The sequence below is a fragment of the Maritalea mediterranea genome, assembly GCF_021568695.1.
Taxonomy (GTDB): Bacteria; Pseudomonadota; Alphaproteobacteria; order Rhizobiales; family Devosiaceae; genus Maritalea; species Maritalea mediterranea.
Genome location: NZ_JAKGTI010000001.1, coordinates 22,494 through 48,259 on the forward strand (window position 1 = coordinate 22,494; position 25,766 = coordinate 48,259).

Consider the following 25,766-nt stretch of genomic DNA (forward strand, 5'->3'; position numbering starts at 1 on the left):
AAATGCCGCAGCGCCTCCCCACCCACCGTTGTCACCCCGGACTTGATCCGGGGTCCAAGCAGCTTTAGCGAGGGTACACAACAGGTGTGTTTTCGCCAAATCACCACCGCTACATGGATCACCGGATCAAGTCCGGTAATGACGTGAGAGAGTGACGTTGCGCCCTGCACAGCATAAGAGCGGGACACCCATCGGCGGGGGTGCCGGGGTAGTGAGCGCAGCGAACGACGGCGGCGCGTAAAAATGTCGGGGATGCCGGGGTAGCAAACGCAGTGAGCCACGGCGGCAAGAAAAACCAAACCACCCCACCCTAAATCCCTCCCCATCAAGGGGAGGGACTTAGGTGCGTCTATACGGGCGTAAAAACCACTAGCTGGTCTGTGCCAGCAGCGACGCATTGCCGCCGGCGGCGGTGGTGTCGATGCAGATGGCGCGTTCGTGCACGAAGCCGGCCACGTCGTGTGGGCTGGTGATAAAGGGCACAATCGGCCCTTCCAGCGCGGCAATGGCGGCGCGTAGCTTTTTGATGCCGTCACCCTGGCCAGCCAGCGCTACCGCATCAATGGACAAACCATCCAGCTTTTGAGGGTCCATCGCGCCTTCAATCAGGCTGATCGGGGCCCCCGCCGCTTTAAGACGGGCCAGCTCAGATGGTAATGGCGTGCCCACAACCACCAGCTTATTGCCCCACAACAGCGCTGCCTTGGCCAGTTCAATTAGATCATTGCCGCCGCCAACAGCCAGAATGCGGCCGCGTGGCGTATAGCTGATGCGGTTGAACTCACCAGTTGGTCCGGGCAATTCCTGTGCCATTTTTGGCTCGCGATCACCCAGAATTTGCGCCCGATCGTCACGATCTGCCCATTCGATAGAGGAGATTTCCTCAAAGGCTGTGGCGATATCAATGGCGCCGATTTGCCCGGTTTCTGCAATTTTATGCGCCCGCTTGGCCACGCGGAAGCGTGGCAAATAGTTCGGGCCACCGGCTTTCGGCCCGGTGCCGGAATAGCCTTCGCCGCCAAAAGGTTGTGAGCCGACAATTGCCCCGATTTGGTTGCGGTTGACATAGAAATTGCCCACCTTGATCCGCTTGCCAATCGCCTCAACCCGACTGTCCATACGGGTGTGCAACCCGAAAGTAAGGCCAAAACCTATGGCGTTCACTGCATCGACGACCTTGTTGATGTCGCGCGCCTTAAAGGTGGCCACATGCAGCACAGGGCCGAACACTTCGCGCTCCAACTCCTCAATGCCGCTAACTTTGAAGATATGCGGTTCCACAAAATGCCCGCCTTCCGGCGCCTTGATTTTCTTGAGCAAGCGCCCTTCTTCGGTCAGCTTGGCGCAATAATCGGAAATGTCCTTTTGCGCCTCGGCATCAATCACCGGGCCAATATCGGTGGCCAGATCCCACGGATTGCCCACCTGCATCGCTTCCAGCCCGCCATAGAGCATGTCAAGCACATGATCGGCGACATCTTCCTGCACATAAAGCATGCGCAAGGCTGAACAGCGCTGACCCGCACTCTGGAACGAGGAGGCGAGAATGTCACGGATCGCTTGTTCAGGCAGCGCGGTGCTGTCCACAATCATCGCGTTTAACCCGCCTGTTTCGGCGATCAGCATCGCATCGCTCTCCGCGGTTTGCGCCAATTGCTTGTCGATCAGCTTGGCCACTTCGGTGGAGCCAGTGAAGCAGACGCCCCCCAAACCAGGCTGAGAGGTGAGCGCTGCGCCAATATCGCCTGCGCCCGGCACCAGAATCAACGCGTCCTTCGGCACGCCAGCATCATGCAACAGCTCCACGGCCCGTGCGCCCATAAGGGGGCTTTGCTCTGCCGGCTTGGCCACAACGGCGTTGCCCGCCACCAGCGCCGCGGCCACCTGGCCGGTGAAAATCGCCAGCGGGAAGTTCCACGGCGAAATACAAGCGATCACGCCACGCGCTTCGTCCTGATCGCCCAAACGCTCGGCTTCATTGGCGTAAAAGCGCAAAAAGTCCACCGCTTCACGCACCTCGGCCACCCCGTCAAACAGGCTTTTGCCTGCCTCGCGGGTTGCCAGCGCAAACAATTCAGCCGCATGCTTTTCATAAAGGTTAGCCGCCTTGCGCAAAGCTTTCGCTCGTTCCGCCGGGGCCTTCTTGCCCCAGGCCTTTTGGCCCTTCGCCGCCAGCTCGACCGCTTTGGCCACGGCAGCGGGTGTAGCATTGGCAATCTCGCCCACATGATCTTTGGGGTTGGCCGGATTGACCAGCTTTTGCACCTTGCCCTTTTCGCCCAAAGCATCATCCAGTGCAAAAATCCATTTGTGATCACCGGCAAACTTGGACCGGGCGGCATCCAGTTCGTGATATTCAACCGGATCGGTCAAATCCCAGCCCTTGGCGTTCAAGCGCTTTTCACCGAACAAATCCTTTGGCATCGGAATTTTGTCATTGGCGATTTGATCCAGCGCCAGCACTTCCGTAATCGGATCGGACACAATCATGCTGGGCGGAATCTTTTTGTCATAGACCTGGTTCACAAAGCTGGAATTGGCGCCATTTTCCAGCAAGCGGCGCACCAGATAGGCCAGCAGATCGCGGTGCGCCCCCACCGGCGCATAGATCCGGCAGCGGGTTTCATTCTTTTGCCGCAAGGTTTCATGCAAGCCTTCGCCCATGCCGTGCAGACGCTGGAACTCGAAACCTTCACGATCATTGCCCGCCATCTGCAGCACCGCCGTGGCGCTATGCGCATTGTGGGTGGCAAATTGCGGGTAAATACGATCGCGCATGTCCAGCAATTTGCGGGCACAGGCCAGATAGGACACATCGGTATTCACCTTGCGGGTAAAGACCGGATAGCCCTCAAGCCCCATCACTTGTGCCCGCTTGATCTCGGTATCCCAATAAGCGCCCTTCACCAGCCGCACCATGATTTTGCGGTCCAGCTTTTCCGCCAAAGCATAAAGCCAATCAATGGCATATGACGCGCGCGGGCCATAAGCCTGCACCACCACGCCAAACCCATCCCAACCTTCCAGGGCCGGGTTAGCCAATACTTTTTCGATAATGTCGAAAGAGAGGTCGAGACGATCTGCCTCTTCTGCGTCAATGTTCAAACCCATTTGCGCCTTGGCTGCCGGTTTCACCAGCTCCAGCACCCGCTCAACCATTTCATCCACCATGGTTTCGCGCTTGCCATATTCATAGCGCGGGTGAAGCGCCGACAATTTAATGGAGATGCCGGGATTCTTGCGCACATCGCCATGCACCGCATCCTTGGCCAGCCGATGGATCGCATCGAGATAGGCGGCGTGATAGCGCTGCGCATCTTTTTCCGTACGCGCCGCTTCCCCCAACATGTCAAAAGAATAAGTATAGCCTTTGGCCATCGGCTTTGCGCCATTGGACAAGGCTTCCTCAATGGTGCGGCCCAGCACAAATTGCGAGCCCATAATTCGCATGGCCTGCCCGACTGCGGTGCGGATCACTGGCTCCGACATCCGACGGCCCAAAAGGCTCAACGGCCGAAAGACCCCGCCGCCTTTGCGGTCATTCAGCAAGGTCTTGGACACCACGAGCCCGAGCGTAGAGGCTTCCACCAAGAGGCTCTCCGCAGCACCCAGATGTTGCGCCCAGTCTTCGTCAACAATCTTGTCTTTGATCAGATCATCAATGGTCGGCCCGTCGGGCACCCGCAACATGGCTTCGGCCAGACACATCAGCGCAATGCCTTCATCCGTCGACAAGCCATATTCCGCTAAAAAGGTTTCCATCAGGCCCTGCTGCGCTTCATCGCGCAATTGCTGCACCAGCCGCGCCGCCTCTTCGCTGATCTTTTCCCGATCAGCAGCGTTCAGCGCCGCCATATCCAACAGGCGCTTCACCGCCTCAGCTTCGTTAGGCAGATGGTTCGCCCGCATTTTTTCGCGAATTTGGTCCAACATAAGACCTCCCAGATTATTTATGATTTTCCACGATTTTACCCGATAGTGAATAGATCATTGGTCCATTGAGGTCTGTTTTTTAGCGATATGGTCTATTCATCTTATATCTATTAGTATAATTGTTGCGTCAGATTTAAAAAGGCAGTTCAAATGGATGCTATCGACCGCAAAATTATCGCCGCCCTGGGCAAAAATGCCCGCATGTCCATGGCCAATCTGGCCGAAAAGATCGGCCTGTCCAAAACCCCCACCCAAATGCGGGTGAAAAGGCTGGAGCGGGACCGGATCATTTTAGGCTATCACACAAGGGTCAATCATGAAAAATTGGGCAATGGCCACATCGCCTTTGTGCAGGTGACTCTTTCCGACACCCGCGCCAAAGCGCTCGACAGTTTCAATGAAGCCGTACGCAACACCCCGGAAATTGAGCAATGTCACATGATTGCAGCCAGCTTTGATTATTTATTGAAGGTGCGCACCAAAGACATCTCGGCCTATCGGCGGATTCTGGGCGAGGTGATTTCATCCCTGCCCCATGTGGCGCAAACCTCCACTTTTGTGGCCATGGAAACGGTCAAAGATCAGTAGTTGATCAATATTCGCTTGTCGGACGGTCAAACACCCGACGGCCAAAGCCACTTTCAGTAAGATTGACCAACATGCGTGTGCTTTTGCCCCGTTCATCAAGATAGGGGTTCAGTTCCACCAGATCGAGTGAAGTCATCAATCCGCTATCGCAGATCATCTCCATCACCAGATGCGCCTCGCGATAGGTGGCGCCACCCGGCACAGTGGTGCCCACCCCCGGCGCATAGACCGGATCAAGAAAATCCACATCCAGGCTGACATGCAGCATGGCGTCATCGCGTTGCACCGCTTCAAGCACCGAGCGGATCAGGCTGGCCACGCCCTTTTCATCAATGTGGCGCATATCCATCACATTCACGCCCCGCTCGTGCAGCAACTCGCCCTCTTTTTGATCGATCGAGCGCACACCAAATACATGAAAGTTTCGGGGATCAACCGGCTCAACCTTTTGTTCTAAAACACCATCAAACCCGTCTTCACCGCAGAAAAAAGCGGCCGACATGCCATGCATATTGCCGGAATGGGAGGTGTCAGGGCGGTTAAAATCCGGATGCGCATCCAACCACAACACATGCAGCTTTTTGCCCTTGGCCGCCGCATGACGCGCCGCCGCGGTCACTGTGCCCATAGAGAGCGAATGATCGCCGCCCAGAAAGATCGGCAAAAAGTCTTTTGAAAAGGCATCGACACCGGTTTTATAAAGCGACCGCGCAAAGCCCGCCACTTCATTTTCATGATGGGTTGCACCACCCAGATTCAATTCAACTTTTTCTGGCGTGACATTGCCCCAATCTTCAACCTGGTAGCCAAGATTGCCCAGCGCACCGCCAATATTGGCGACGCGCAACGCCGCTGGCCCCATGATGCAACCTGACATACCGGCACCACCATCAACCGGCGCGCCAATCAACGCGATTGAGCCCTTTGCCATAAACCAATCCTAATTTTTACCCTAGCTCTCGCCTTTTTTGGCGTTTTGAGCAGTATGCCGAGGCCAATGATCAACGAAAAGATGGATATATGCACAAAATTGCGCTAGGCTTTCTCAATTCGAAACCAACATATGTGCATTTTGTTCAATGGATGAATTGGATACCCGCCTGATTGCCCTGCTGCGCCATGATGCGCGTACACCGGTGGCCAGCCTTGCCCAAACCCTCAATGTGTCCCGCGCCACCATCAAGGCCCGTATTGATCGCCTGACCAAAAACGGCGTGATAAAAGGCTTCACCATCATCACCGGCTCGCCCCGCGATGACAAAAGCATCCACGCCATTACCTTGGTGGAGATTGAGGGCCGCTCGGCAGAAGCGGTGATCAAAACCATGCTCGGCCTGCCGCAGGTGCGCACCCTGCACACCACCAATGGCAAATGGGACATTATCGCCCAGCTCGAAACCGAAGATCTGATCGAATTTGATGATGTGTTGCGGCGCATCCGCCTGATTGAAGGCGTCAGCCTCACCGAAACCAACATTTTGCTGGCACCGCGCAAATCACGGTTGGATTGATCACAGCCGCAAACGGCCCTACGATTTGCTGCGATAAACAGACATTTCAGCAGGATCGAACCACTATTGATCTGCGCGATCTTGTTAGTTACAAAAACAACTATTACCGCTTAACGCGATAAATATTGGATATTGAGTGTCGGTCCTTGCGCGACTTGGCGGCTCAATATCGTCACCATCCAAAAAATGGATCAGCCAATTTGAAGGAGTATATTATGGCCAAAGCATTCGCTTCCCAAGGGGACACCACCGAAAAGAAAATCTCCTTTACCGAAGTCGGCGATGGTCTTTATGCCTTCACAGCCGAAGGTGACCCCAATTCGGGCGTGATCGTTGGCGACGAGTCGGTGATGATCGTTGAAGCCCAAGCAACGCCGCGCCTGGCGAATAAGGTGATTGAATGCGTGCGCTCGGTCACCGACAAGCCGATTTCCCATGTGGTGATGACCCATTATCACGCGGTGCGCGTGCTTGGCGCCTCCGCTTATGGTGCGCAGCAAGTGATCATGTCCGACAAGGCCCGCGCCATGGTGGTGGAACGCGGTCAGGAAGATTGGGACAGCGAGTTCCAGCGCTTCCCGCGTCTGTTTGAAGGCCATGAGAGCATTCCTGGCCTCACCTGGCCCACCACCACATTCAACGACAAAATGACCGTTTATCTCGGCAACCGCAAAGTTGAGATCATGCATCTCGGCCGCGCCCACACAGCAGGTGATGCAGTGATTTACGTGCCAGACCAGAATGTGATGTTCACCGGCGATATCGTGGAATATCACTCCGCCTGCTATTGCGGCGACGGGCACTTCAATGATTGGGGCAACACGCTTGATGCCATCAAGGCCTACAATGTGGACGCCATTGCGCCGGGCCGTGGCGATGCGCTTGTGGGCGAAAAAATGGTCAACGCTGCCATTGAAAACACCCGCGACTTTGTCGCCTCAACTTATAAACCGGTGCAAAAAATCGCGGCCCGCGGCGGCAGCCTGAAAGAAGCGTGGGACGCGGTGCGCGCCGAGTGCGATCCGAAATTTGCCGACTATGCCATTTACGAGCATTGCCTGCCGTTCAACGTGGCCCGCGCCTATGACGAAGCGCGCGGCATCGACACGCCACGCATCTGGACATCGGAACGCGACATGGAAATGTGGAACCAATTGCAGGCATAAAGGCCGATATTGGGGGGAGACCAAATGACCAAGATTTTTGAAACGCCGCTATATCCCTATACGCGGCATGCGGATCAGGCTGCAAAAACGCCCGTGCGCCGCAAAGTGGTGGTGATCGGCGCCGGGCCCATTGGCCTCGCCGCCGCCATCGATCTGGCGCAACAAGGCATCGAAGCCATAATTGTTGATGAAAATGACAAGGTCAGCTTCGGCTCCCGCGCCATCTGTTTTGCCAAACGCCCGCTGGAAATTTTGGACCGGCTGGGTTGTGGCGACCCCATGGTCGATAAGGGCGTGGTGTGGAATTTGGGCAAAGTGTTTTTTGATGAGCGCAAAGTCTATGAATTCAATTTGCTGCCCGAAGGCGGCCACAAGCGCCCGGCTTTTATCAATCTGCAGCAATATTATTTTGAACAATATCTGGTCAACCGCGCCCGCGAACTGGAGCGCGAGGGCGCGCCAATCGAAATTCGCGGCGGCAATAAAGTCATCGAGCTGAAGGATCAGGGCGACCATGTGGACCTGACCATTGACACGCCCGAAGGTGCCTATCAGCTGGAGGCCGATTGGGTGATCGCCTGCGATGGCGCCGCCTCACCCACCCGGCAAATGATGGGGCTGGACTTTGTTGGTCGGGTCTTTGAAGACAATTTCCTGATCGCCGATGTGATCATGGACGCTCCGTTCCCCACCGAGCGCTGGTTCTGGTTCGATCCGCCCTTCAATAAGGGCCAATCAGCCCTGTTGCACAAACAGCCTGATGGCGTCTGGCGCATCGATTTGCAATTGGGCTGGGATATCGACAAGGAAGAAGAGAAAAAGCCGGAAAAAGTCATCCCGCGTCTCAAAGCCATGCTGGGCGAAGATGTGCAATTTGAGCTGGAATGGGTGTCCATCTACACCTTCCAGTGCCGCCGTATGGAAAAATTCCGTCATGGGCGCGTGCTATTTGCTGGTGATTCGGCGCACCAAGTTTCACCTTTCGGCGCCCGCGGCGCCAATTCCGGTCTGCAGGATACCGACAATCTGTGCTGGAAGTTGAAACTCGTGATGGACGGCAAAGCGCCCGAAAGCCTGTTGGACAGCTACGATGATGAGCGGATTTATGGCGCGGATGAGAACATTCTCAACTCCTCCCGCTCCACTGATTTCATCACGCCGAAATCCGACATGTCGCACCTGCTGCGCGATGCGGTGCTGGATCTGTCGGAGCATTATGAATTTGCCCGTCCGCTGGTTAATTCGGGACGTCTTTCGGTGCCCTGCACCTATGATCAGTCTCCCCTGAACAGCCTGGACAAGCTCGATGGTCCAGCGCGGACCCGACCTGGTTCACCTTGCCCGGACGCGCCTTTGGGCGACGGCTATTTACTGGATCAGCTGGGCGATCAGTTCACCCTGCTCATAATCAATGCCGATGCGCCAGAAGAGCTGGAGGTGGACGGCATCAAAATCAAGCGCCTGGCCCTTTCCAGCGCCGATGATTCCACCAACGCCATCAAAGAACGCTATTTGGGCAAGGCAACTCAAGCGGTCTATCTGATCCGGCCCGACCAGCATGTGGCGGCACGGCATAAGACATTTGATCAGGACTATTTCACCACGGCGCTGCGCCGGGCCATCGGCAAATCTGCATAGGAGGCAAGAATGAGCGAACATTTGAACCTAAAGCCCAATATCGCCAATGCCGACGATTTCTATGCCGATCTGCTGGCGGCCCATAAAGGTTTGAGCAAAGACGAGAGCGACGCCTATAATGCACGGCTGTTGCTGATTCTGGCCAACCATATTGGGGATCGGAAGGTGCTGCGCGAAGCGCTAGAGGCGGCAAAATCCAAAACCTAGCAACGCGACTTCAATATAAATTTGATCAAGACATAAAAAAAGCGCCCAAGCGGCGCTTTATTTTTCGGCTGGGGTATGTGCCGAATAATTGGAGCGGGCGATGAGATTCGAACTCACGACCCCAACCTTGGCAAGGTTGTGCTCTACCCCTGAGCTACGCCCGCCTCCGGAACGATGATCCTGCGATCAACGTTCGGCGCTTATATGCCTAATGAAGACAGCAATTGCAAGTCAAAAATTGGCATCTGTGAAACTTTTATGTTATCCGCTCGTTCAACGTTAAATCTCGCTGGTGAAATTTGCGGCGCTATGGGCGGAATTTAGCGCTTTTCTCTTGTTTTTCACAACCGCCCGCGCCACATTCAACTCAAAGCGATCAACCCATCAGGTGTTCTATGGAATTTTCTATGCAAGCCAATCTGACCCCTCAAACTGGTCAGGCCCCGGCAAATGATCTGATTAAAGATTCAGATACGGCAAACTTCGCCAAGGACGTGATGGAAACCTCCAGGTCCACGCCGGTGCTGGTCGATTTTTGGGCACCATGGTGTGGTCCCTGCAAACAATTGGGGCCGATGATTGAAAAAGCAGTCACCGAAGCCGGCGGCAAGGTAAAATTGGTCAAGATCGACATTGACCAGAACCAGGGCATTGCCGGCCAATTGGGCATTCAATCCATTCCGGCCGTGATCGCCTTTGTGGGTGGCCAGCCGGTGGATGGCTTTATGGGCGCGGTGCCCGAAAGCGAAATCAAGGCCTTTATCGATAAAATCACCAGCCAGGCGCCCAAAAATCCCAATGATCCGCAGGCGCAGATCGAGGCTGCCCTTGAACAGGCGCAGGCGGCTATGGATTCGGAGGATTACGGGACCGCCTCACAAATTTACGCCCAGATTTTGCAATTTGACCCGCAAAATGATGCGTCCATGATCGGGATTGCCACCATCCACCATAAGATGGGCAATGATGACAATGCCCGCGAGGCGATGAGCAAAGTATCCGAAGAAGGCCAGAAAAGCGCTGCCTATAAAAGCCTTGAAGCGGCCTTCAAGCTGGATGAAGAAGCCTCAGAAGTGGCGGACGCCGGCAAGTTGGAAGCCGAACTGGCCAATGATCCGGAAAACCATCAATTACGTTACGACCTTGCCTTGGCCTATAATGCCCAAGGTGAAAAATTGAAGGCTGCAGAGCAATTGCTGCACATTATGAAAGCGGACCGGGAATGGAATGAGGACGGCGCCCGCACCAAGCTGCTCGAATTGTTCGACGCCTGGGGCCCGGCCGATCCGGCCACCGCCAAAGCCCGTCGCATGCTCTCTGGCCTGTTGTTTAGCTAAAACCGGGAACGCACATGTCCTTGCCCTCTTCCATACCGATCTTTCCGTTAGAAGGGCTATTATTGTTTCCCCGCGCGGTGTTGCCCTTGCATATTTTTGAACCACGCTATGTGGCGATGGTCGATGCTGCGCTTAAAACCGATCGGCATATCGGCGTCATTCAACCGGCTCTTGAGGATAAAGAATCACTCGAAAAAGTCGGCACCCTCGGACGGATCACCCATTTTGAGGAATTGCCGAAAAATCGCTATATGATCGGACTGACCGGCATTTCAAGGTTCCATCTTGTAAAAGAACGGGAATCAATCGACACACCCTTCAGGGTCGCCAATGTGAATTATCGTGATTTTCGCAACGACCTGGACGAACCAGACGAGCTGAGCGAGTTGGACCGCAGACGCTTTGAAAAAGTGCTGAAAAATTACGCTCAATTTGCCGAGTTCGAGCTGGACTGGTCGGAAATCAAGGATACAGAAACCGAAGATCTGGTGAATAGTTGCGTGATGGCCAGTCCCTATCCAGCGCGCGAGCGGCAAGCCTTATTGGAAGCCGCCACCTTGAAGGAACGCGCGGAAATGCTGATGGCGCTGGCCGAAGTGGAGATGTCACGCAGCGACCCGACCCAGCGGATGCAATAATGGAAAATCATAATATTGATCCCAAAATGCTTGAAATGCTGGTCTGCCCCTTCACCAAAACCCGGCTGGAGCTTTCCGCCAGCGGCAAAGAACTTGTCTCCCATGCGGCCCGTTTGGCTTTTCCCATAGAAGAAGGCGTGCCGCTTCTGGTGCTCGACAGCGCCCGCCGCCTCAAAGAAGACGAATTGCGGTAGGTTTTCCGCTTGCGGTGGAGCGATTTAGTTCTCGCATTGCACTTCCATTCTTTTTCCTTGCAGGTTTTCACCTCAGCGCTGCCTCAACTCTCCACCGTCACCCCGAACTTGATCCGGGGTCCAAGCAGCTTTGGCGTAGTAGCAAGACATCAGTGTTGCATCGCCCAATGCCGCCGCTACATGGATTACCGGATCAAGTCCGGTAATGACGTGAGGGGATGTTTTTGCGCCCTGCGCAGCATAAGAGCGAGGCACCCATTGGCGGGGGTGCCGGGGACGGACACGTAGTGTCCGGTGGCGGCGCGAAAAAAAGAGCCGGGGGTGCCGGGGTAGCGAACGCAGTGAGCGACGGCGGCACGTAATTATGCCGATGGCCCCGGATCAAGTCCGAGGCGGCCCAAAGGGGAAAACGGCCACTAAATCCAAACTGCCTAAAGCGGCAACCCTTTCAGCAGCCGCAGATCATCATTCGCTGCAGCCGCGTGGCCGATAAACGCCTTTTTCAAAAACGGCGCCCGATCCACCAGCCCCAACCCCACATCGCGAACCACACGGACCAGCGGCTGGTCATTGGAAAACAGAATATTAAGCGCATCGGTGGCCAGGGCCATCAGGCCGGTGTCGAGTCGGCGCAGTTTCTGATAGCGATCGAGCACATCAACGCCCCCCAGATCTTCGCCATGACGTAACGCTTCAACTAAGACCTCCGCCAATGCGGCGACATCTTTCAGGCCCAAATTCATGCCCTGCCCGGCAATCGGGTGCACCACATGGGCCGCATCTCCGATAAGTGCCAAGCGGTCGCCAACAAAGTTCTTGGCAATTTGTAACCGCAGAGGAAAGGCCTGGACGGGGGCGAGGATCTTCACTTTGCCCAAACTCGAACCCATCTTGCGTTCAATCTCACGCGCCAATTTGTCTTCCGGCAGCGCCAATATCTCTTGCACCAGCGTTGTTTTTTCTGACCAAACCAAACTGGATCGCCGCTTCGGCAGCGGCAAACTGGCGAAAGGACCGTTGGGCAGAAAATGTTCATAGGCCACATTCTTGTGATCAAGCTCATGCTCAATCGTCGTGACGATGCCGGACTGGCCATAATCATGGCCGGTTGTCTCAATGCCTGCCATTTGTCGCACCATAGACCGGGCCCCATCTGCGGCGACCACCAACCCCGCCTGTACCTGATGTCCACTTTCAAACATCACGGTCGAATAGGCAGCTCCGGCTTCGATCGAGCGGATCTTATCCGGCGCGATTTTGCTGATCTCGAATCCATCTAACTTCGACATCAACGCGTTTATGGTGGTTTTGTTCGGCACCATATGGGCGAATGGCCGCCCCGGTTGAACATCACCTTCAAACCGCAAGAACAAGGGGCGCGTTAAATCCTTGTCTGAACTGTCGGTGATGTGCATTCCGTCTATCGGGCTGGCGGCCGGCAGCATATCTGCCCACACCCCGAGTGCTTCAAACACGGAGGTCACGCCCAAGGCCAAGGCTGAGGCGCGCCCATCTTCTTTCGGCACCTCAATCTTGCGCACATCATTTAACCCAACCCGCAAGTCGGGCATGGCTTGTTTTAACGCCAACGCCAAGGTCAGACCGGCTGGCCCCGCCCCCACAATCAGAATATCAAGCTTGGTGATGTTCGCTTTCGCACGCGCCATATTGCACCTATTTCCGGTTTCTCGCGCATTTTGGACCCAAGTTCACCTAAAAACAAGGGTCGCCTTGTCGCAGTAGATGAATCTTTAGGCACACATCGGATTCTGCACATTTATTATGCAGGTAAAATAAGCATATGGTGAATCATCGCACATGGCCGATTTGATTCATTCAATAGATTCAAAAGATTATCTGATTCACAAAAACTGGCACGCATTTTGATTCCCTATTGGTGACCATTGCCCCGCCGGGCAATCAACCAAGAGGAACCGATCATGAAACTGATAAGTGCCATAATCAAACCGTCCCGTCTTGAAGATGTACGCACCGCTTTGAGCGAAAAGGATATTCACGGCATGACCGTGGCCGAGGTGCGTGGCTATGGACGGCAAAAGGGCCACACCGAGATTTACCGCGGCGCAGAATATGCGGTGAACTTTCTACCCAAGCTCAAGCTCGACATCGCTGTATCTGACGACCACAGCGCCGATGTGGTGGAAACCATCGCAAACGCCGCCCGTTCAGGCCGCATTGGTGACGGCAAAATCTTTGTCCTTGATCTGGAAGAAGCCATGCGCATTCGCACAAGCGAAACCGGCGTTGAAGCGCTTTAACTCAAGAAAAATTGTGCTGGAGAAGAAAATGAACAGCTTAACTTTGAATCGCGCGCTGAAAGCAGCGCCGCTTGTCGCCCTCGGCCTGATGTTGCCCACAGCAGCCCAGGCCCAAGAAGCGGCGGCCACACCTGAATATGCCCTGATCTTTAACACTTTGCTGTTTTTGGTCGGCGGCTTCCTCGTCATGTGGATGGCCGCGGGCTTTGCCATGCTGGAGATGGGCCTTGTGCGGTCTAAAAACGTTTCCATGCAGGGCCTTAAAAACATCGCCCTTTATTCCATTGCTGGGATCATGTTCTGGTTCACCGGCTATAATTTGATGTATACCGGTGTTGACGGTGGTTTTATCGGTTCATTCGGGCCATACAATTTCCCTGCACCAGGCGCTGATGACGGTGCGGCAGGCTATTCCGTGGCGTCAGACTGGTTCTTCCAGATGGTCTTTTGTGCCACCACCGCCTCTATCGTATCCGGCACCATGGCCGAGCGTATCAAATTCTGGCCGTTTCTGATCTTTACGGCCATTCTGACCGGTATCCTTTACCCGATCACTGGGTCTTGGCAGTGGGGTGCAGGCTGGTTGGCCGAGATGGGCTTTGCTGATTTTGCCGGCTCAACCCTTGTGCACTCTGTAGGTGGCTGGGCCGCTTTGGCCGGTGCCATCATCCTGGGTGCCCGGAAAGGCCGTTATGGGCCAAACGGACACATCACGCCAATGCCGGGTTCTTCCATTCCATTGGCCACATTGGGGATGTTTATCCTGTGGCTCGGCTGGTTCGGCTTTAACGGCGCGTCACAATTGGCCATGGGCACCATTGCCGATGCAGGTGACATTTCCCGCATCTTCGCCAACACCAATTTGGCCGCTGCCGCTGGTGCTGTTTCCACCATTATCCTGATGCAGCTGATCTATAAAAAGATCGACGTGACCATGGTGATCAACGGCGCATTGGCTGGCCTTGTGTCCATCACAGCAGAACCTTTGGCCCCAAGTGTGCCAATGGCCCTGTTGATCGGTGCTATTGGTGGTGCGATCGTCGTGTTCGCTGTGCCTTTGCTCGACAAACTGAAAATTGACGATGTTGTCGGTGCCATCCCGGTTCACCTGCTGGCTGGTATTTGGGGCACATTGGTCACCCCACTTAGCGGCTCTGGCACCTTTGGGGTACAGATTGTGGGCATCTTGTCGATCGGCGCCTTCACTCTGGTCGCCTCTTCCCTGGTCTGGATGGCCTTGAAAGTGACCATGGGCATTCGCGTTAGCGAAGAAAATGAGTCACTTGGTTTGGACAAATCCGAAGTTGGGGTGGAAGCCTACCCTGAATTCTAAGCGATCCGAACGCAATATTCAGAAGCCCGGCCATAATGGTCGGGCTTTTTTTGGCCAATAGATCACCGCTTTTTCGCCCAAAATTAGGGTCAAATTAACTATAGCATTCTAGCTTTATCGTTTGAGTAACTGCGTAACAAGAGATCTGTTGAAGCCGCATGCCAACATCAACCGCCATTGAAAAACAAGAAAAACGCGATGCGGCCATTGCCGTGAAGATACCCCTGCGCCTAATGGGGATCCTTTTTTTGTGCGCGCTCTCGCTGATCTTTCTGGCGCTCATGTCCTGGTCGGTCAACGACCCAAGCCTCAGCTATGCAAGCGATTCGCCCGTCTCCAACTGGCTTGGTTTTCCTGGTGCGGTTATTGCCGATATCGGCTTTCAATTTTTTGGTCTCGGCATTCTCGCTTTAATGATTCCGCCAGTGCTCTGGTCGATGAAAATGATCAAACGAAATCTGCCCAGCCATATGGCATTACGCAGCCTATTGTGGCTGATCGCATCTGCCCTGATCTGTGGCATGTTGGCCTTTTTTAATGCGCCGGAAACATGGCCCCTGCCCTCTGGATTGGGGGGGATCATCGGTTTGGGCTTTGCCGGACTAGCCGGCTTCGTCGCTGGTGATCTGGTGGTGCAACAGGCGGGCTGGCTGTTTGCCCTGATTCTATTCACCCCCGCAGCGGTTTCATTTTGGCTGGCCGTGCGCACGCTTGACCCATTCGCCATGCATGTGCCCAAAACGCCAAAGCAGAAGGATACGCCAAAATCGGTGAGCATGGCGATCCTGTCGGCAATTGGAAATTTGGGTGCCATTACCCTTGGCGCCATCACCCACTCTATTTTTTCGGCCAGCATTGCGCTGAAAAAGGCGCGTATGCGGCAGCAGGAAAAACGGGCACAGCAAAATGATTCACGTGAAAACATTGAGCCAGTGCTTGACAGCGGACACGCTCAGCAGCCCCAACCGACCCCGGCCCGCGCACCACGGATAGAGCCGCATTTTACAAACGATATGGCCCGGACCGCTCAAAGCCATGTGGAAGGCAATGCCACCGCTGACTTCGCCGACGATTACATCGATTATCCGGATTTTGATGACGAACCGGTGGAGCCTCAAATTGCTCAACCGCAAGCGCCACAGGCCCCAGTGACCAAGCCGCGCGTTGCCGCCCCAGCCCCGCGTCCAGCGCCCGGTCGTCGCGTCACAGAAGAAGCTCAAGCCTCACTGTTGCAAGATGATGGATTCGAATTACCCGAATTATCCTATCTGACAGATGTGCCCAACACGGCAACTGCTAAAGAACATATGCCCGAAACGCTGGAAGAAAATGCGCGTCGGCTGGAAGGTGTGTTGGAAGATTTTGGGGTGAAGGGCGACATCATCAATGTGCGCCCTGGCCCTGTGGTCACGCTCTATGAGCTGGAGCCTGCCCCCGGCATTAAATCCTCTCGCGTGATCGGCCTGGCTGACGATATTGCCCGGTCTATGAGCGCCATCTCTGCCCGCGTCGCCGTGGTGCCGGGCCGCAACGCCATTGGCATCGAGCTACCCAACGAGACGCGCGAAACCGTCTATTTACGCGAACTGCTCGCCTCGCAGGATTTTGAAAAGGTCAAAGGCAAGCTGCCGCTTTGCCTGGGCAAAACAATTGGCGGGGAATCCATCATCGCCGATTTGGCGCGCATGCCACACCTCTTGATCGCCGGTACAACCGGTTCCGGTAAATCCGTAGCGGTGAATACGTTCATTCTGTCGTTGCTCTATCGATGGACGCCCGAGCAATGCCGCCTGATCATGATCGACCCGAAAATGCTCGAGCTGTCGATCTATGATGGCATCCCCCATTTGCTGACCCCCGTGGTAACCGATCCAGCCAAAGCCGTCACCGCTCTCAAATGGGCCGTGCGCGAAATGGAAGACCGGTACAAGAAAATGTCGAAGGTGGGCGTACGCAATATTGATGGATTCAACCAGCGCGTTGCGGAAGCCAAGAAAAAGGGCGAGGTAATCACCCGAACCGTGCAAACCGGATTTGACCGCGAGACCGGGGAAGCCATTTTCGAAAGCGAAGAATTTGATCTCGAGCCGCTCCCCTTCATTGTGGTGATCGTAGACGAGATGGCCGATTTGATGATGGTGGCGGGCAAAGACATTGAAGGCGCAATCCAACGTCTGGCGCAAATGGCGCGGGCCGCCGGCATCCATTTGATTATGGCCACCCAGCGCCCATCTGTTGATGTGATCACCGGCACCATCAAAGCCAACTTCCCCACCCGGATTTCGTTTCAGGTGACCTCCAAAATCGACAGCCGCACCATTTTGGGTGAACAAGGCGCTGAGCAATTGCTGGGCATGGGCGACATGCTCTATATGGCTGGTGGCGGCCGCACCAGACGCTTACATGGTCCATTTGTTTCTGATGGTGAAGTGGAAGCCGTGGTGCAGCATCTCAAGTCGCAAGGTACACCCGAATATCTTGATAATGTCACCGAAGAAGTCGAAGAGGACGGCGTTGGCAATTCCAACCTCGGCAATTCCGGTGATGAGCTTTACGACAAGGCCGTCAATATCGTGTTGAGCGACCGCAAGGCCTCCACCAGCTATATTCAGCGCCGCCTCTCCATCGGCTACAACAGGGCCGCCACCCTGATTGAACGGATGGAAGAGGAAGGGGTGATTTCTCCCGCCAACCACGCGGGCAAACGAGAAGTGTTGGTAGGTGATGAGGAATCTGCCCTATAAAGGCACTAATTTTATCATCATTTACTCATGTGATCGCCACAATCTTTGCGCACCATGAGGGCAAATGAATTTGCGATAAAGGACGACTCGATGCGTTTTTTCAAGCTTGGCTTCGCGGTGCTGATCATGACCATCAGCACCATTTTTTCGGCCCACGCGCTCACCCAAGAATTGACGGAAGAAGAAGTGGCGTTGATTCAGGAGATCAGCGCCCATCACTCTGCCATCGAGCAAATGGCAGGACGCTTCATCCAGCTTGATAGTTCGGGCAATCGGGCCGAAGGGATATTCTACATCAAACGTCCCGAAAAAATTCGGATCAAATATGCCCCTCCCTCCCGTGAGGAAGTGGTCTCTGTGGGTCGCGGATTTTATGTACTGAACCGAAAAGAAGAAACCAAATATGCCTACCCGCAACATCGGGTACCGCTGCGTCAGTTCCTTTCTGACCAGATCAATCTGTTTGACACCAACATTACTGGTGTGACCAAAACTGAAGAAATGATTGCCATTTCAGTATCAGACGAAACACCAGTTGGGCTCGTGTCGGTTACGATGATTTTCGACTTGAAAACCAAAGAACTGAATCAATGGACACTTACGGAGCCGAACGGCAATGAAGTGACATTCTCAGTGTACGATACCACGACTGATATCGAAATCCCCAAAGCCTATTTCTATATCCCAGCGGATTACGGCTCGCCAGACCGGTAACACAGTCCACCCATAAATTCCGGGTTGCCCCCACCTGCTGATCCGTCATTATGAGCGCTCATGATTCGACTGATTCTGGCGGGTGGCGCGCACCCGAGGTAAATGGGGGATAGTAATGGCGCTTTCAATTGCAACTTGGAACATCAATTCGGTACGTTTGCGCCTGCCTCTGGTGCTGGAGTTTTTGGAAAACCATCAGCCAGACATTTTGTGTCTGCAGGAAATCAAATGCCAGAATGAGCAGTTCCCGACCAAAGCCCTCGCCAAAGCCGGCTATGAATATCAGGCCGTGAATGGCCAAAAAAGTTATCATGGGGTCGCGACCGTGTCCCGCCTGCCGATCATTGATCAGGACAAGCGTGAGTTCTGTCAGATGGGCGATGCCCGCCATGTATCGGTCAAACTGGATGCGCATTTCGGTCCGCTCAATGTGCATAATTTCTATATCCCCGCGGGGGGCGATGAGCCCGATCCGGTGAGCAATCCAAAATTCAAGCACAAGCTGGATTTTCTCGAAGAGATGGAAAACTGGTTCGATGGGCCGGATTTCGACAAGGGCCATGTGATTGTGGGTGACTTCAATATCGCGCCGCACGAAAATGATGTCTGGTCGCACAAGCAGCTTCTAAAAGTCGTCAGCCACACACCCATTGAGACAGACAAGCTGAACGCCATTCAGGCCAAACGTGCCTGGGCGGATCTGGTGCGCCAACATATTCCTCACGATCAGCGGCTCTATTCATGGTGGAGCTATCGCTCAAAAGATTGGTCCGCGTCAGACCGGGGACGGCGGCTAGACCATATATGGGCCACTAAGGACGTGGCACCTTACGCCCACAAAACGGAAGTACTGCGCGATGCCCGCGGCTGGGCACCAAAGCCCTCGGACCACGTGCCGATCATCACCCATTTTAAATAAGGGATCAGCCGCGTTTTAGTTTGGCACCCACCGAAGATAACGCATCAACATAACTGGATAAAGATTGCCGGATATGGGCGGCCATCATTTCGCCCAGTTCAGGATAGGTCTGGATCAGTTTCTTGAAATGGGTGCGCGGTACAAACACAACATCACAATTGGTGCGGGCGCGGATGCTGACCGCGCGTGGCGTTGCCGCCAAAAGGGCCATGTCGCCGATCAGCGCCCCGGGCTGATCGATCACACTGTCCGGATGCTTACCGCCCTCATGTTCGGTGACCAACTCACCAGACACCAGAATAAACGCGCCTTCGGCAACGTCACCTTGTTTCACCAAAAGATCGCCGGCAGGAATCTGACGAAAATCAGATACAAAGGCCACCAGATTGATCTGGTCTTTTGAGAAGTTTTTGAAGAATTCGACCTGCCCCAAAACTTCAATCATTTTCTCCAGCGCCATTTTGCCCCCAAGTGTTCGCCCTTATGGAACCAGACGATAGCCGCCTTCTTCTGTGACAAGCAAGCGTGCATGAGTCGGATCGCGCTCGATTTTTTGCCGCAACCGATAAATATGGGTTTCCAAAGTGTGGGTGGTCACCCGATTATTATAACCCCACACTTCTTGCAGCAGCACATCCCGCGACACGGTTTTTGATCCCTGACGGTACAGGAACTTCAAGATCGAGGTTTCTTTATCGGTCAGCCGAATTTTTTGATTGTCGTCGTCTTCCAAGGTTTTGGTCGACGGATGAAAACGATAAGGCCCAATCGAAAACACCACATCTTCGCTTTGATCATGTTGCCGCAACAGCGCCCGCACCCGCGCCAGCAACACAGAAAAACGAAACGGCTTGGTGACATAATCATTGGCGCCGCTCTCCAGCCCCAGAATCTGGTCGGCATCGCTATCGTGACCGGTCAGCATCAAAATAGGCGATTTCACCCCATCCTGGCGCAAGATTTTCACCGCTTCCCGACCATCCATATCGGGCAGACCCACATCCAAAATCAGCAAATCAAAGTGACCATCCTTGGCCAGCTGTAACGCGCTGTTGGCATTTTCGGCCTCTACAATTTCAAATTCCCGATAATGCGCCAGCTGGTCCACCAGCCTCTGGCGCAGCTCCGCTTCATCATCCACAATCAACAAACGACGCTTATTCATAAATCTTGTCCAAAATTGTTGGGGCCACTCGGGCAAATCACTTGGCTTGTTATCTGTCTACATCATGCGTGTTTCACACGCTCATCACAAGGGCGTTAGCCACTTGTGTGGTTAACAGGCTTGGCTCAGCCATAATCTCGGGCGCCAAAAATGGCCGACCCGACCCGCACATAGCTGGCGCCCATTTCGATCGCAGTTTCATAATCGGCACTCATGCCCATCGAGAATTTTGAAAGCCCGGCCAATTTACCCAGCTCCACCAGTCGGGCGAAAAACGGCGCAGCTGGTTCACCCACAGGCGGGATCGCCATCAGCCCCTGAATATCCAAGCCCAAATCTTCCCGGCAATAACGCACAAACTCAACCGTATGATCCGGGGCAATGCCGCTCTTTTGCTCTTCTTCGCCAATATTGACCTGAACAAAAAGCGGAATATTTTTACCTTGAGCGTCCATCTCTTTTTTCAAATAACGCGCGACCTTCTCCCGGTCCACCGAATGGATCACATCAAACAGCGCCACCGCATCTTTGGTTTTATTGGTTTGCAAGGGGCCAATCAGATGCAAGGTGAGATCAGGATATTGCGCGCGCAGTTCCGGCCATTTGCCTTGAGCTTCCTGCACCCGGTTTTCGCCAAAATCACGCTGCCCCGCTTCGATCACCGGCACAATATCGTCAGCGCCATAGGTTTTGGACACGGCGATCAGCTTGGGTGGCTCACGCTCATCACCATCAAATCTTTTGGCGGCCCGCGCCATATTTGCCCAAACCTGTTCCAACTCCTTTGCACCCATATGCTTACCTCTTTTGATTTGGCCATGCCCCAATCCAAGCCCTGAGGCCACCTGCTCCCGATGAAAGCTTGACCGCCACGGCAAATTCTGGTGAAGGTCAATATTGTCATCATATGGACCAAGATATGCTGATTGGGCCTGGCTCGTTTCTGGCCCTATGGTTTGAACCACAGATCAATAATATTCAAGGACAAAAGAACCGGTATGACTTCGGAACGTTATAATCCGCGAGAGAGCGAACCCCATTGGCAAAAAGTTTGGGCGGACAACCAAAGCTTTGCTCTAAATGAGGACAGCGACAAGCCGAAATATTATGTCCTGGAAATGTTCCCCTACCCGTCTGGCCGCTGCCATGTGGGTCACGCGCGGAACTACACGATGGGCGATGTGATTGCCCGGTTCAAACGCGCCAAAGGCTATAATGTGTTGCACCCCATGGGGTGGGACGCCTTCGGCATGCCAGCTGAAAATGCCGCCATGCAGAACAATGCACACCCCAAAGAGTGGACCTATAAAAATATCGAGTCCATGAAAGAGCAATTGGTGGCGCTGGGCTTGAGCCTTGATTGGTCTCGCGAGTTCGCGACGTGCGATCCGGAATATTATCACCAACAGCAAAAACTTTTCCTCGACTTTTTAAACGAAGGTCTGGTTTATCGCAAAAGCTCGAAGGTCAATTGGGACCCTGTCGACCATACTGTCTTGGCCAACGAACAGGTCATTGATGGCCGCGGCTGGCGCTCGGGCGCGCTGGTCGAGCAAAAAGAGCTGACCCAATGGTTCTTCAAAATCACTGATTTTGCCGAAGATCTGCTCAACGAGATCGACAATCTCGATGGATGGCCAGACAAAGTGCGCCTGATGCAGGCCAACTGGATCGGCAAATCTGAGGGCCTGTTGGTCCGCTGGGCCCTGGAAGAAGCGACCGCGCCTAAAGGTCATTCGGAGTTGGAAGTCTATACAACCCGCCCGGACACAATTTTTGGCGCGTCCTTTATGGCCGTCGCGGCTGACCACCCGCTGGCACTGGCTGCCGCCAAGGACAATCCGGACTTGAAAGAGTTCATCGAAGAATGTCGCCGCATGGGCACGTCTGTCGCCACCTTGGAGACGGCTGAAAAAAAAGGCTTCGACACTGGGATTCACGTGAAACATCCGTTTGACGAGAATTGGACTCTGCCCGTTTATGTCGCCAATTTCGTCCTGATGGACTATGGCACCGGGGCGATTTTTGGTTGCCCTTCGGGTGACCAGCGCGACCTAGACTTTGCCCGCAAATATGATCTGCCCGTGGTGCCCGTCGTCATGCCGAAGGATGGCGACGCGGCCAGCTTTGAGATTGGCGATGAGGCCTACACAGATGATGGCGTGATGATCAATTCCAAATTCTTGGATGGCATGACACCCGAAGAGGCCTTTGACGAAGTGGCCCGTCGGCTGGAAAATGTCAGTATCAATAATCGTGAACAGGGCGAGCGCAAAGTGAATTACCGCTTGCGTGACTGGGGCGTCTCCCGCCAGCGTTATTGGGGCTGCCCGATCCCGATCATCCATTGTGACAATTGCGGCGTGGTGCATGTGCCCGACGATCAATTGCCGGTTGAATTGCCCGATGACGTCACCTTCGATAAGCCGGGCAACCCGCTGGACCATCACCCCACGTGGAAACATGTGAACTGCCCCAATTGCGACAGCCCGGCCCGGCGCGAGACAGACACCATGGACACTTTTGTGGATTCCTCGTGGTATTTCGCGCGCTTCACCGCGCCCCATGCCAAAACCCCGACCGTGAAAGACAAAGCGGACCATTGGCTGCCGGTCGATCAATATATTGGCGGCGTCGAGCACGCGATTTTGCACTTGCTCTATTCGCGCTTCTTCGCCCGCGCCATGAAACAAACCGGACATTTGTCGGTCACCGAACCGTTCAAGGGTCTGTTCACCCAGGGCATGGTGACCCACGAAACCTATAAATCAGAAGATGGTGAATGGATCGCCCCCACTGATATTGACCTGAAAGAAGATGGTGACAAGCGCGAAGCCATTCACAAAGACACGGGCAAACCGGTCAAAATCGGCTCGATCGAAAAAATGTCCAAGTCGAAAAAGAATGTGATCGATTTGTCATCCATGGCCGAAAGCTTCGGCGCCGATGCCACCCGCTGGTTCGTTTTGTCAGACTCCCCACCGGAGCGAGACGTGCAATGGACTGAATCGGGCATTGAAGGGGTATGGCGCTTCATCCAACGGGTGTGGCGTTTGGTGGACGATGCCAAAACTATTCTGGCCAATCAGGAGATCGGCGCCAAAGCCCAGATTGATGCGGAAGATTTGCTGAAATCGGCGCACCGGGCGATCGATCAGGTCACCGATGCGTACGACAATTTGCGCTTTAACCGCGCCATTGCCCAGATTTATGAATTGACCAATTCAATCTCAAAAGCCATGGCCAAGATCAAAGGTGATGCCGCCAGCGATGAACGCAAAGCACTGAAATTTGCCATCGAAACCTTGGTGAAATTGTCCAACCCCATCGTCCCGCATTTGACCGAAACCTGCTGGACCCATTTGGGCCACGAGGACTTGTTGGTGAATGAGGCTTGGCCAGAGGCAGATGAGAAATATCTGACCGATGACACCATCATGCTGCCCATCCAGGTAAACGGCAAAAAGCGTGCTGAATTGACCATCGCCAAAGACGCCACCAAAGCACAAATCGAGCAGGCTGCCTTGTCAGAAGCGCCAATTGCGCGCATGCTGGACGGCAACAGCCCGAAAAAGGTGATTGTCGTCCCAGGTAGAATTGTCAATGTTGTCATCTAAATCTATGAAACTGGCCGCCCTGGCGGCCCTCACCGCAGCTCTGTTGGCCGGATGCACCCTGCGCCCGGCCTATCAGAGCACAGATCGGAATGCTCAATTTGATCTCAGCTATGCCGAACCTGATTCGCGGCTGGAACAGATCATTTTTCAAAAAATTCGGTTCGATCTGGGTGAAGAGCAAGCCGCCGCCTATAAGCTGGATCTGAACGCCAGCGCCAGCGCGCGCAGCCTTTTTAAAGCTGGATCTCAATTCGCCCGAAACGAACAAGAAATGAAGGTCACCATTTCCTATCAGTTGATCCAGCTCGATAGCGAGGAAACGGTGCTTTCGGGTTCCCGTTTTGCCACGGCCACCTATCTCACGTCCGGGCAGTTGGTCGCCGACAAGGCCGCCAGTCAGGATGCGGAAAAACGCGCCGGCGAAGCCGCGGCCAAGCTGGTGGAAATTGATCTGTTGCAATTTTTCAATGAGGCACCGACCCAGTGACCGCCCTTAAAGCGCGCGATGTGCCCGGCTTTTTGAAAAAGCCCGACCTTAAATCCGGCATTGTCCTGATTTACGGGCCGGATGCGGGCCGCGTGCGCGAAACAACGGATCAGCTGCAAAAGCATTTTCAGGGCAAAGATGCTGATCCGATGAATTTGATCAGCCTGCAATTTGCAGATCTCGACAATCCCGACGCCACCATTGAGACCGAGGCCAACACCAGTTCCATGTTTGGCGGACAGCGCATTGTGCGGGTGCGCGGCGCCACCAACGCCCTCGCCCCGACACTTGAGCGGTTGGCCGCCGAAAATGTCCCTGCCATTTTGTTGGTGGAGGCCGGTAAATTGACCCCGAAAGACAAATTGCGCAAGGTGATGGAAAAGGCCAAATCGGCCCGCGCCCTGCCCTGTTTTGCTGATGATGCGCGCAGTTTGGACCAGTTGATGCGCGAAATGTTTCGCGAAAATCAGATCCAAATTGATAATGACGCCCTGCAAGCCCTGAAAGACCAATTGGGCAATGACCGGCAGATCACGCGATCCGAGGTCGAAAAACTGATCCTATATGCCGCCCACAGCAGAAAAATCACGCTGGAAGATGTGATGGTGCTGTGTGGTGACAATGCCATGCTGGCGTTAGACGAGATTATCGACAGCGCCGGCACCGGCCATGTTCAAAAATTGGATCAAGCTCTGTCCCGCGCCTTCGATAGCGGTATCCATTCTTCCGCCATTCTCACCCGGTCGCTGATGCACTTTACCTGGCTGCGCGCCCAACGCGCCAAATTGGACGAAGGCGCCGCCCTCGACCAATTGGTGAACAGCGCCCGCCCGCCGATCCATTTTTCCCGCAAGGCCAAAGTACAGACCCAAATTCGCACCTGGTCCGCTCAAAATCTATCGTCAGCCTGCGCCCGCATTTACGACGCGATCGCCCAAACCCGCAAAAATGCCAGCCTCGATCTGGCCCATACGCGCCAGGCCCTCCTCGCCATCGCCACCATCGCAGCCCGACATTAGGCAGTGCGGCGTGTCAATTTTGTAAAGAATCGACCGAAACCGGGCGATTTTTGACATTTTACCCCTTTTCTCTCGTGCCCTTCAGCGTGCATTGACCCGACTTTTGAAGCTGAAGGCGACGAGAGAAACGCACTATTTTGGACATAATGGCGGCAAAATCACAATGAACGCCCAAAATCCGGGACCAATTTTGTTGGACAACGAGGTATTTTTTGAAAATTATTGACTCAGCGCCGACCGCACATAAAAAAAGGCGGGCCAAATTGACCCGCCCTTT

General features: G+C 54.3%; 22 protein-coding genes and 1 tRNA gene. 16 read left to right on the forward strand and 7 right to left on the reverse strand.

Features of this window, described 5'->3' with window-relative positions; genetic code table 11:
* Positions 1 to 369 precede the first annotated feature (369 nt).
* On the reverse strand, positions 370 to 3,933 hold the full coding sequence (gene putA, locus L1I42_RS00130) for a bifunctional proline dehydrogenase/L-glutamate gamma-semialdehyde dehydrogenase PutA (protein ID WP_236112365.1): 3,564 nt from the start codon (positions 3,931 to 3,933) through the stop codon (positions 370 to 372).
* A 150-nt stretch (positions 3,934 to 4,083) separates the two neighbouring features.
* Here putA and L1I42_RS00135 point away from each other — a divergent pair, with 150 nt between their 5' ends.
* Complete coding sequence (locus L1I42_RS00135) at positions 4,084 to 4,521, forward strand: Lrp/AsnC family transcriptional regulator (protein WP_236112366.1); 438 nt, start codon at positions 4,084 to 4,086, stop codon at positions 4,519 to 4,521.
* 4 nt (positions 4,522 to 4,525) lie between these two features.
* Here the strand turns inward: L1I42_RS00135 and rocF are convergent, their stop codons facing one another.
* Entirely contained in the window at positions 4,526 to 5,452 is a 927-nt protein-coding gene (gene rocF, locus L1I42_RS00140; protein ID WP_236112367.1) for an arginase, read from the reverse strand.
* Positions 5,453 to 5,600: 148 nt separating this feature from the next.
* Between rocF and L1I42_RS00145 the strand changes: the two genes are divergently transcribed.
* The 4 genes from L1I42_RS00145 (at position 5,601) to L1I42_RS00160 (ending at position 9,043) form a co-directional block, all read left to right on the forward strand.
* On the forward strand, positions 5,601 to 6,032 hold the full coding sequence (locus L1I42_RS00145; RefSeq protein WP_027835845.1) for an Lrp/AsnC family transcriptional regulator: 432 nt from the start codon (positions 5,601 to 5,603) through the stop codon (positions 6,030 to 6,032).
* A gap of 215 nt (positions 6,033 to 6,247) precedes the next feature.
* A complete protein-coding gene (locus tag L1I42_RS00150; RefSeq protein ID WP_236112370.1) occupies positions 6,248 to 7,198 on the forward strand; it encodes an MBL fold metallo-hydrolase in 951 nt (316 codons plus the stop codon).
* A 24-nt stretch (positions 7,199 to 7,222) separates the two neighbouring features.
* A complete protein-coding gene (locus tag L1I42_RS00155; RefSeq protein WP_236112372.1) occupies positions 7,223 to 8,836 on the forward strand; it encodes an FAD-dependent oxidoreductase in 1,614 nt (537 codons plus the stop codon).
* A 9-nt stretch (positions 8,837 to 8,845) separates the two neighbouring features.
* Positions 8,846 to 9,043: a DUF2783 domain-containing protein gene (locus L1I42_RS00160; RefSeq protein WP_236112373.1), complete on the forward strand. Its 198-nt coding sequence runs from the start codon at positions 8,846 to 8,848 to the stop codon at positions 9,041 to 9,043.
* A gap of 89 nt (positions 9,044 to 9,132) precedes the next feature.
* Here the strand turns inward: L1I42_RS00160 and L1I42_RS00165 are convergent.
* A tRNA-Gly gene (locus L1I42_RS00165) sits at positions 9,133 to 9,207 on the reverse strand.
* A gap of 231 nt (positions 9,208 to 9,438) precedes the next feature.
* Between L1I42_RS00165 and trxA the strand changes: the two genes are divergently transcribed.
* The 3 genes from trxA to L1I42_RS00180 are packed head-to-tail and all read left to right on the forward strand — an operon-like array spanning position 9,439 to position 11,212.
* On the forward strand, positions 9,439 to 10,380 hold the full coding sequence (gene trxA / locus L1I42_RS00170) for a thioredoxin (protein WP_236112380.1): 942 nt from the start codon (positions 9,439 to 9,441) through the stop codon (positions 10,378 to 10,380).
* Between the two features lie 14 nt (positions 10,381 to 10,394).
* Entirely contained in the window at positions 10,395 to 11,018 is a 624-nt protein-coding gene (locus L1I42_RS00175) for an LON peptidase substrate-binding domain-containing protein (protein WP_236112381.1), read from the forward strand.
* Entirely contained in the window at positions 11,018 to 11,212 is a 195-nt protein-coding gene (locus L1I42_RS00180) for a Trm112 family protein (RefSeq protein WP_236112383.1), read from the forward strand. The genes L1I42_RS00175 and L1I42_RS00180 overlap by 1 nt, the downstream gene beginning before the upstream one ends.
* 431 nt (positions 11,213 to 11,643) lie before the next feature.
* On the opposite strand, the gene L1I42_RS00185 is transcribed toward L1I42_RS00180, so the two are convergent.
* A complete protein-coding gene (locus tag L1I42_RS00185; RefSeq protein ID WP_236112386.1) occupies positions 11,644 to 12,879 on the reverse strand; it encodes an FAD-dependent monooxygenase in 1,236 nt (411 codons plus the stop codon).
* A gap of 273 nt (positions 12,880 to 13,152) precedes the next feature.
* Between L1I42_RS00185 and L1I42_RS00190 the strand changes: the two genes are divergently transcribed.
* From L1I42_RS00190 to L1I42_RS00210, 5 genes are all read left to right on the forward strand, one after another.
* Positions 13,153 to 13,491, forward strand: coding sequence for a P-II family nitrogen regulator (locus L1I42_RS00190; protein ID WP_236112388.1), 339 nt, complete (start codon positions 13,153 to 13,155; stop codon positions 13,489 to 13,491).
* 28 nt (positions 13,492 to 13,519) lie between these two features.
* Positions 13,520 to 14,824 (forward strand): ammonium transporter, encoded by a 1,305-nt coding sequence (locus L1I42_RS00195; protein ID WP_439651454.1) that lies wholly within the window; start codon positions 13,520 to 13,522, stop codon positions 14,822 to 14,824.
* 158 nt (positions 14,825 to 14,982) lie between these two features.
* Entirely contained in the window at positions 14,983 to 17,568 is a 2,586-nt protein-coding gene (locus L1I42_RS00200; RefSeq protein WP_439651455.1) for an FtsK/SpoIIIE family DNA translocase, read from the forward strand.
* Positions 17,569 to 17,658: 90 nt separating this feature from the next.
* The gene (locus L1I42_RS00205; protein WP_236112390.1) at positions 17,659 to 18,282 is read left to right on the forward strand and encodes a LolA family protein; all 624 of its coding nucleotides are present in this window, start codon (positions 17,659 to 17,661) and stop codon (positions 18,280 to 18,282) included.
* A gap of 115 nt (positions 18,283 to 18,397) precedes the next feature.
* Entirely contained in the window at positions 18,398 to 19,201 is an 804-nt protein-coding gene (locus L1I42_RS00210; protein WP_236112395.1) for an exodeoxyribonuclease III, read from the forward strand.
* Between the two features lie 4 nt (positions 19,202 to 19,205).
* Here the strand turns inward: L1I42_RS00210 and L1I42_RS00215 are convergent, their stop codons facing one another.
* The 3 genes from L1I42_RS00215 to L1I42_RS00225 all read right to left on the reverse strand — a co-directional run bounded on the left by L1I42_RS00215 (position 19,206) and on the right by L1I42_RS00225 (position 21,160).
* A complete protein-coding gene (locus L1I42_RS00215) occupies positions 19,206 to 19,661 on the reverse strand; it encodes a cyclic nucleotide-binding domain-containing protein (protein ID WP_236112396.1) in 456 nt (151 codons plus the stop codon).
* A gap of 21 nt (positions 19,662 to 19,682) precedes the next feature.
* The gene (locus L1I42_RS00220; RefSeq protein WP_236112397.1) at positions 19,683 to 20,366 is read right to left on the reverse strand and encodes a response regulator transcription factor; all 684 of its coding nucleotides are present in this window, start codon (positions 20,364 to 20,366) and stop codon (positions 19,683 to 19,685) included.
* A 125-nt stretch (positions 20,367 to 20,491) separates the two neighbouring features.
* Positions 20,492 to 21,160 (reverse strand): YggS family pyridoxal phosphate-dependent enzyme, encoded by a 669-nt coding sequence (locus L1I42_RS00225; protein WP_236112398.1) that lies wholly within the window; start codon positions 21,158 to 21,160, stop codon positions 20,492 to 20,494.
* Positions 21,161 to 21,364: 204 nt separating this feature from the next.
* On the opposite strand from L1I42_RS00225, the gene leuS reads away from it, so the two are divergent.
* From leuS to holA, 3 genes are read left to right on the forward strand one after another with little or no spacing between them, the layout of a single operon-like run.
* Entirely contained in the window at positions 21,365 to 23,983 is a 2,619-nt protein-coding gene (gene leuS / locus L1I42_RS00230; protein WP_236112399.1) for a leucine--tRNA ligase, read from the forward strand.
* On the forward strand, positions 23,970 to 24,470 hold the full coding sequence (locus L1I42_RS00235) for a hypothetical protein (protein WP_236112400.1): 501 nt from the start codon (positions 23,970 to 23,972) through the stop codon (positions 24,468 to 24,470). Before leuS ends, L1I42_RS00235 begins: the two co-directional genes overlap by 14 nt.
* Positions 24,467 to 25,489 carry a DNA polymerase III subunit delta gene (holA, locus tag L1I42_RS00240; RefSeq protein WP_236112401.1) on the forward strand — a complete coding sequence of 341 codons (1,023 nt, stop codon included), beginning with the start codon at positions 24,467 to 24,469 and terminating at the stop codon, positions 25,487 to 25,489. The genes L1I42_RS00235 and holA overlap by 4 nt, the downstream gene beginning before the upstream one ends.
* Positions 25,490 to 25,766: the final 277 nt, after the last annotated feature.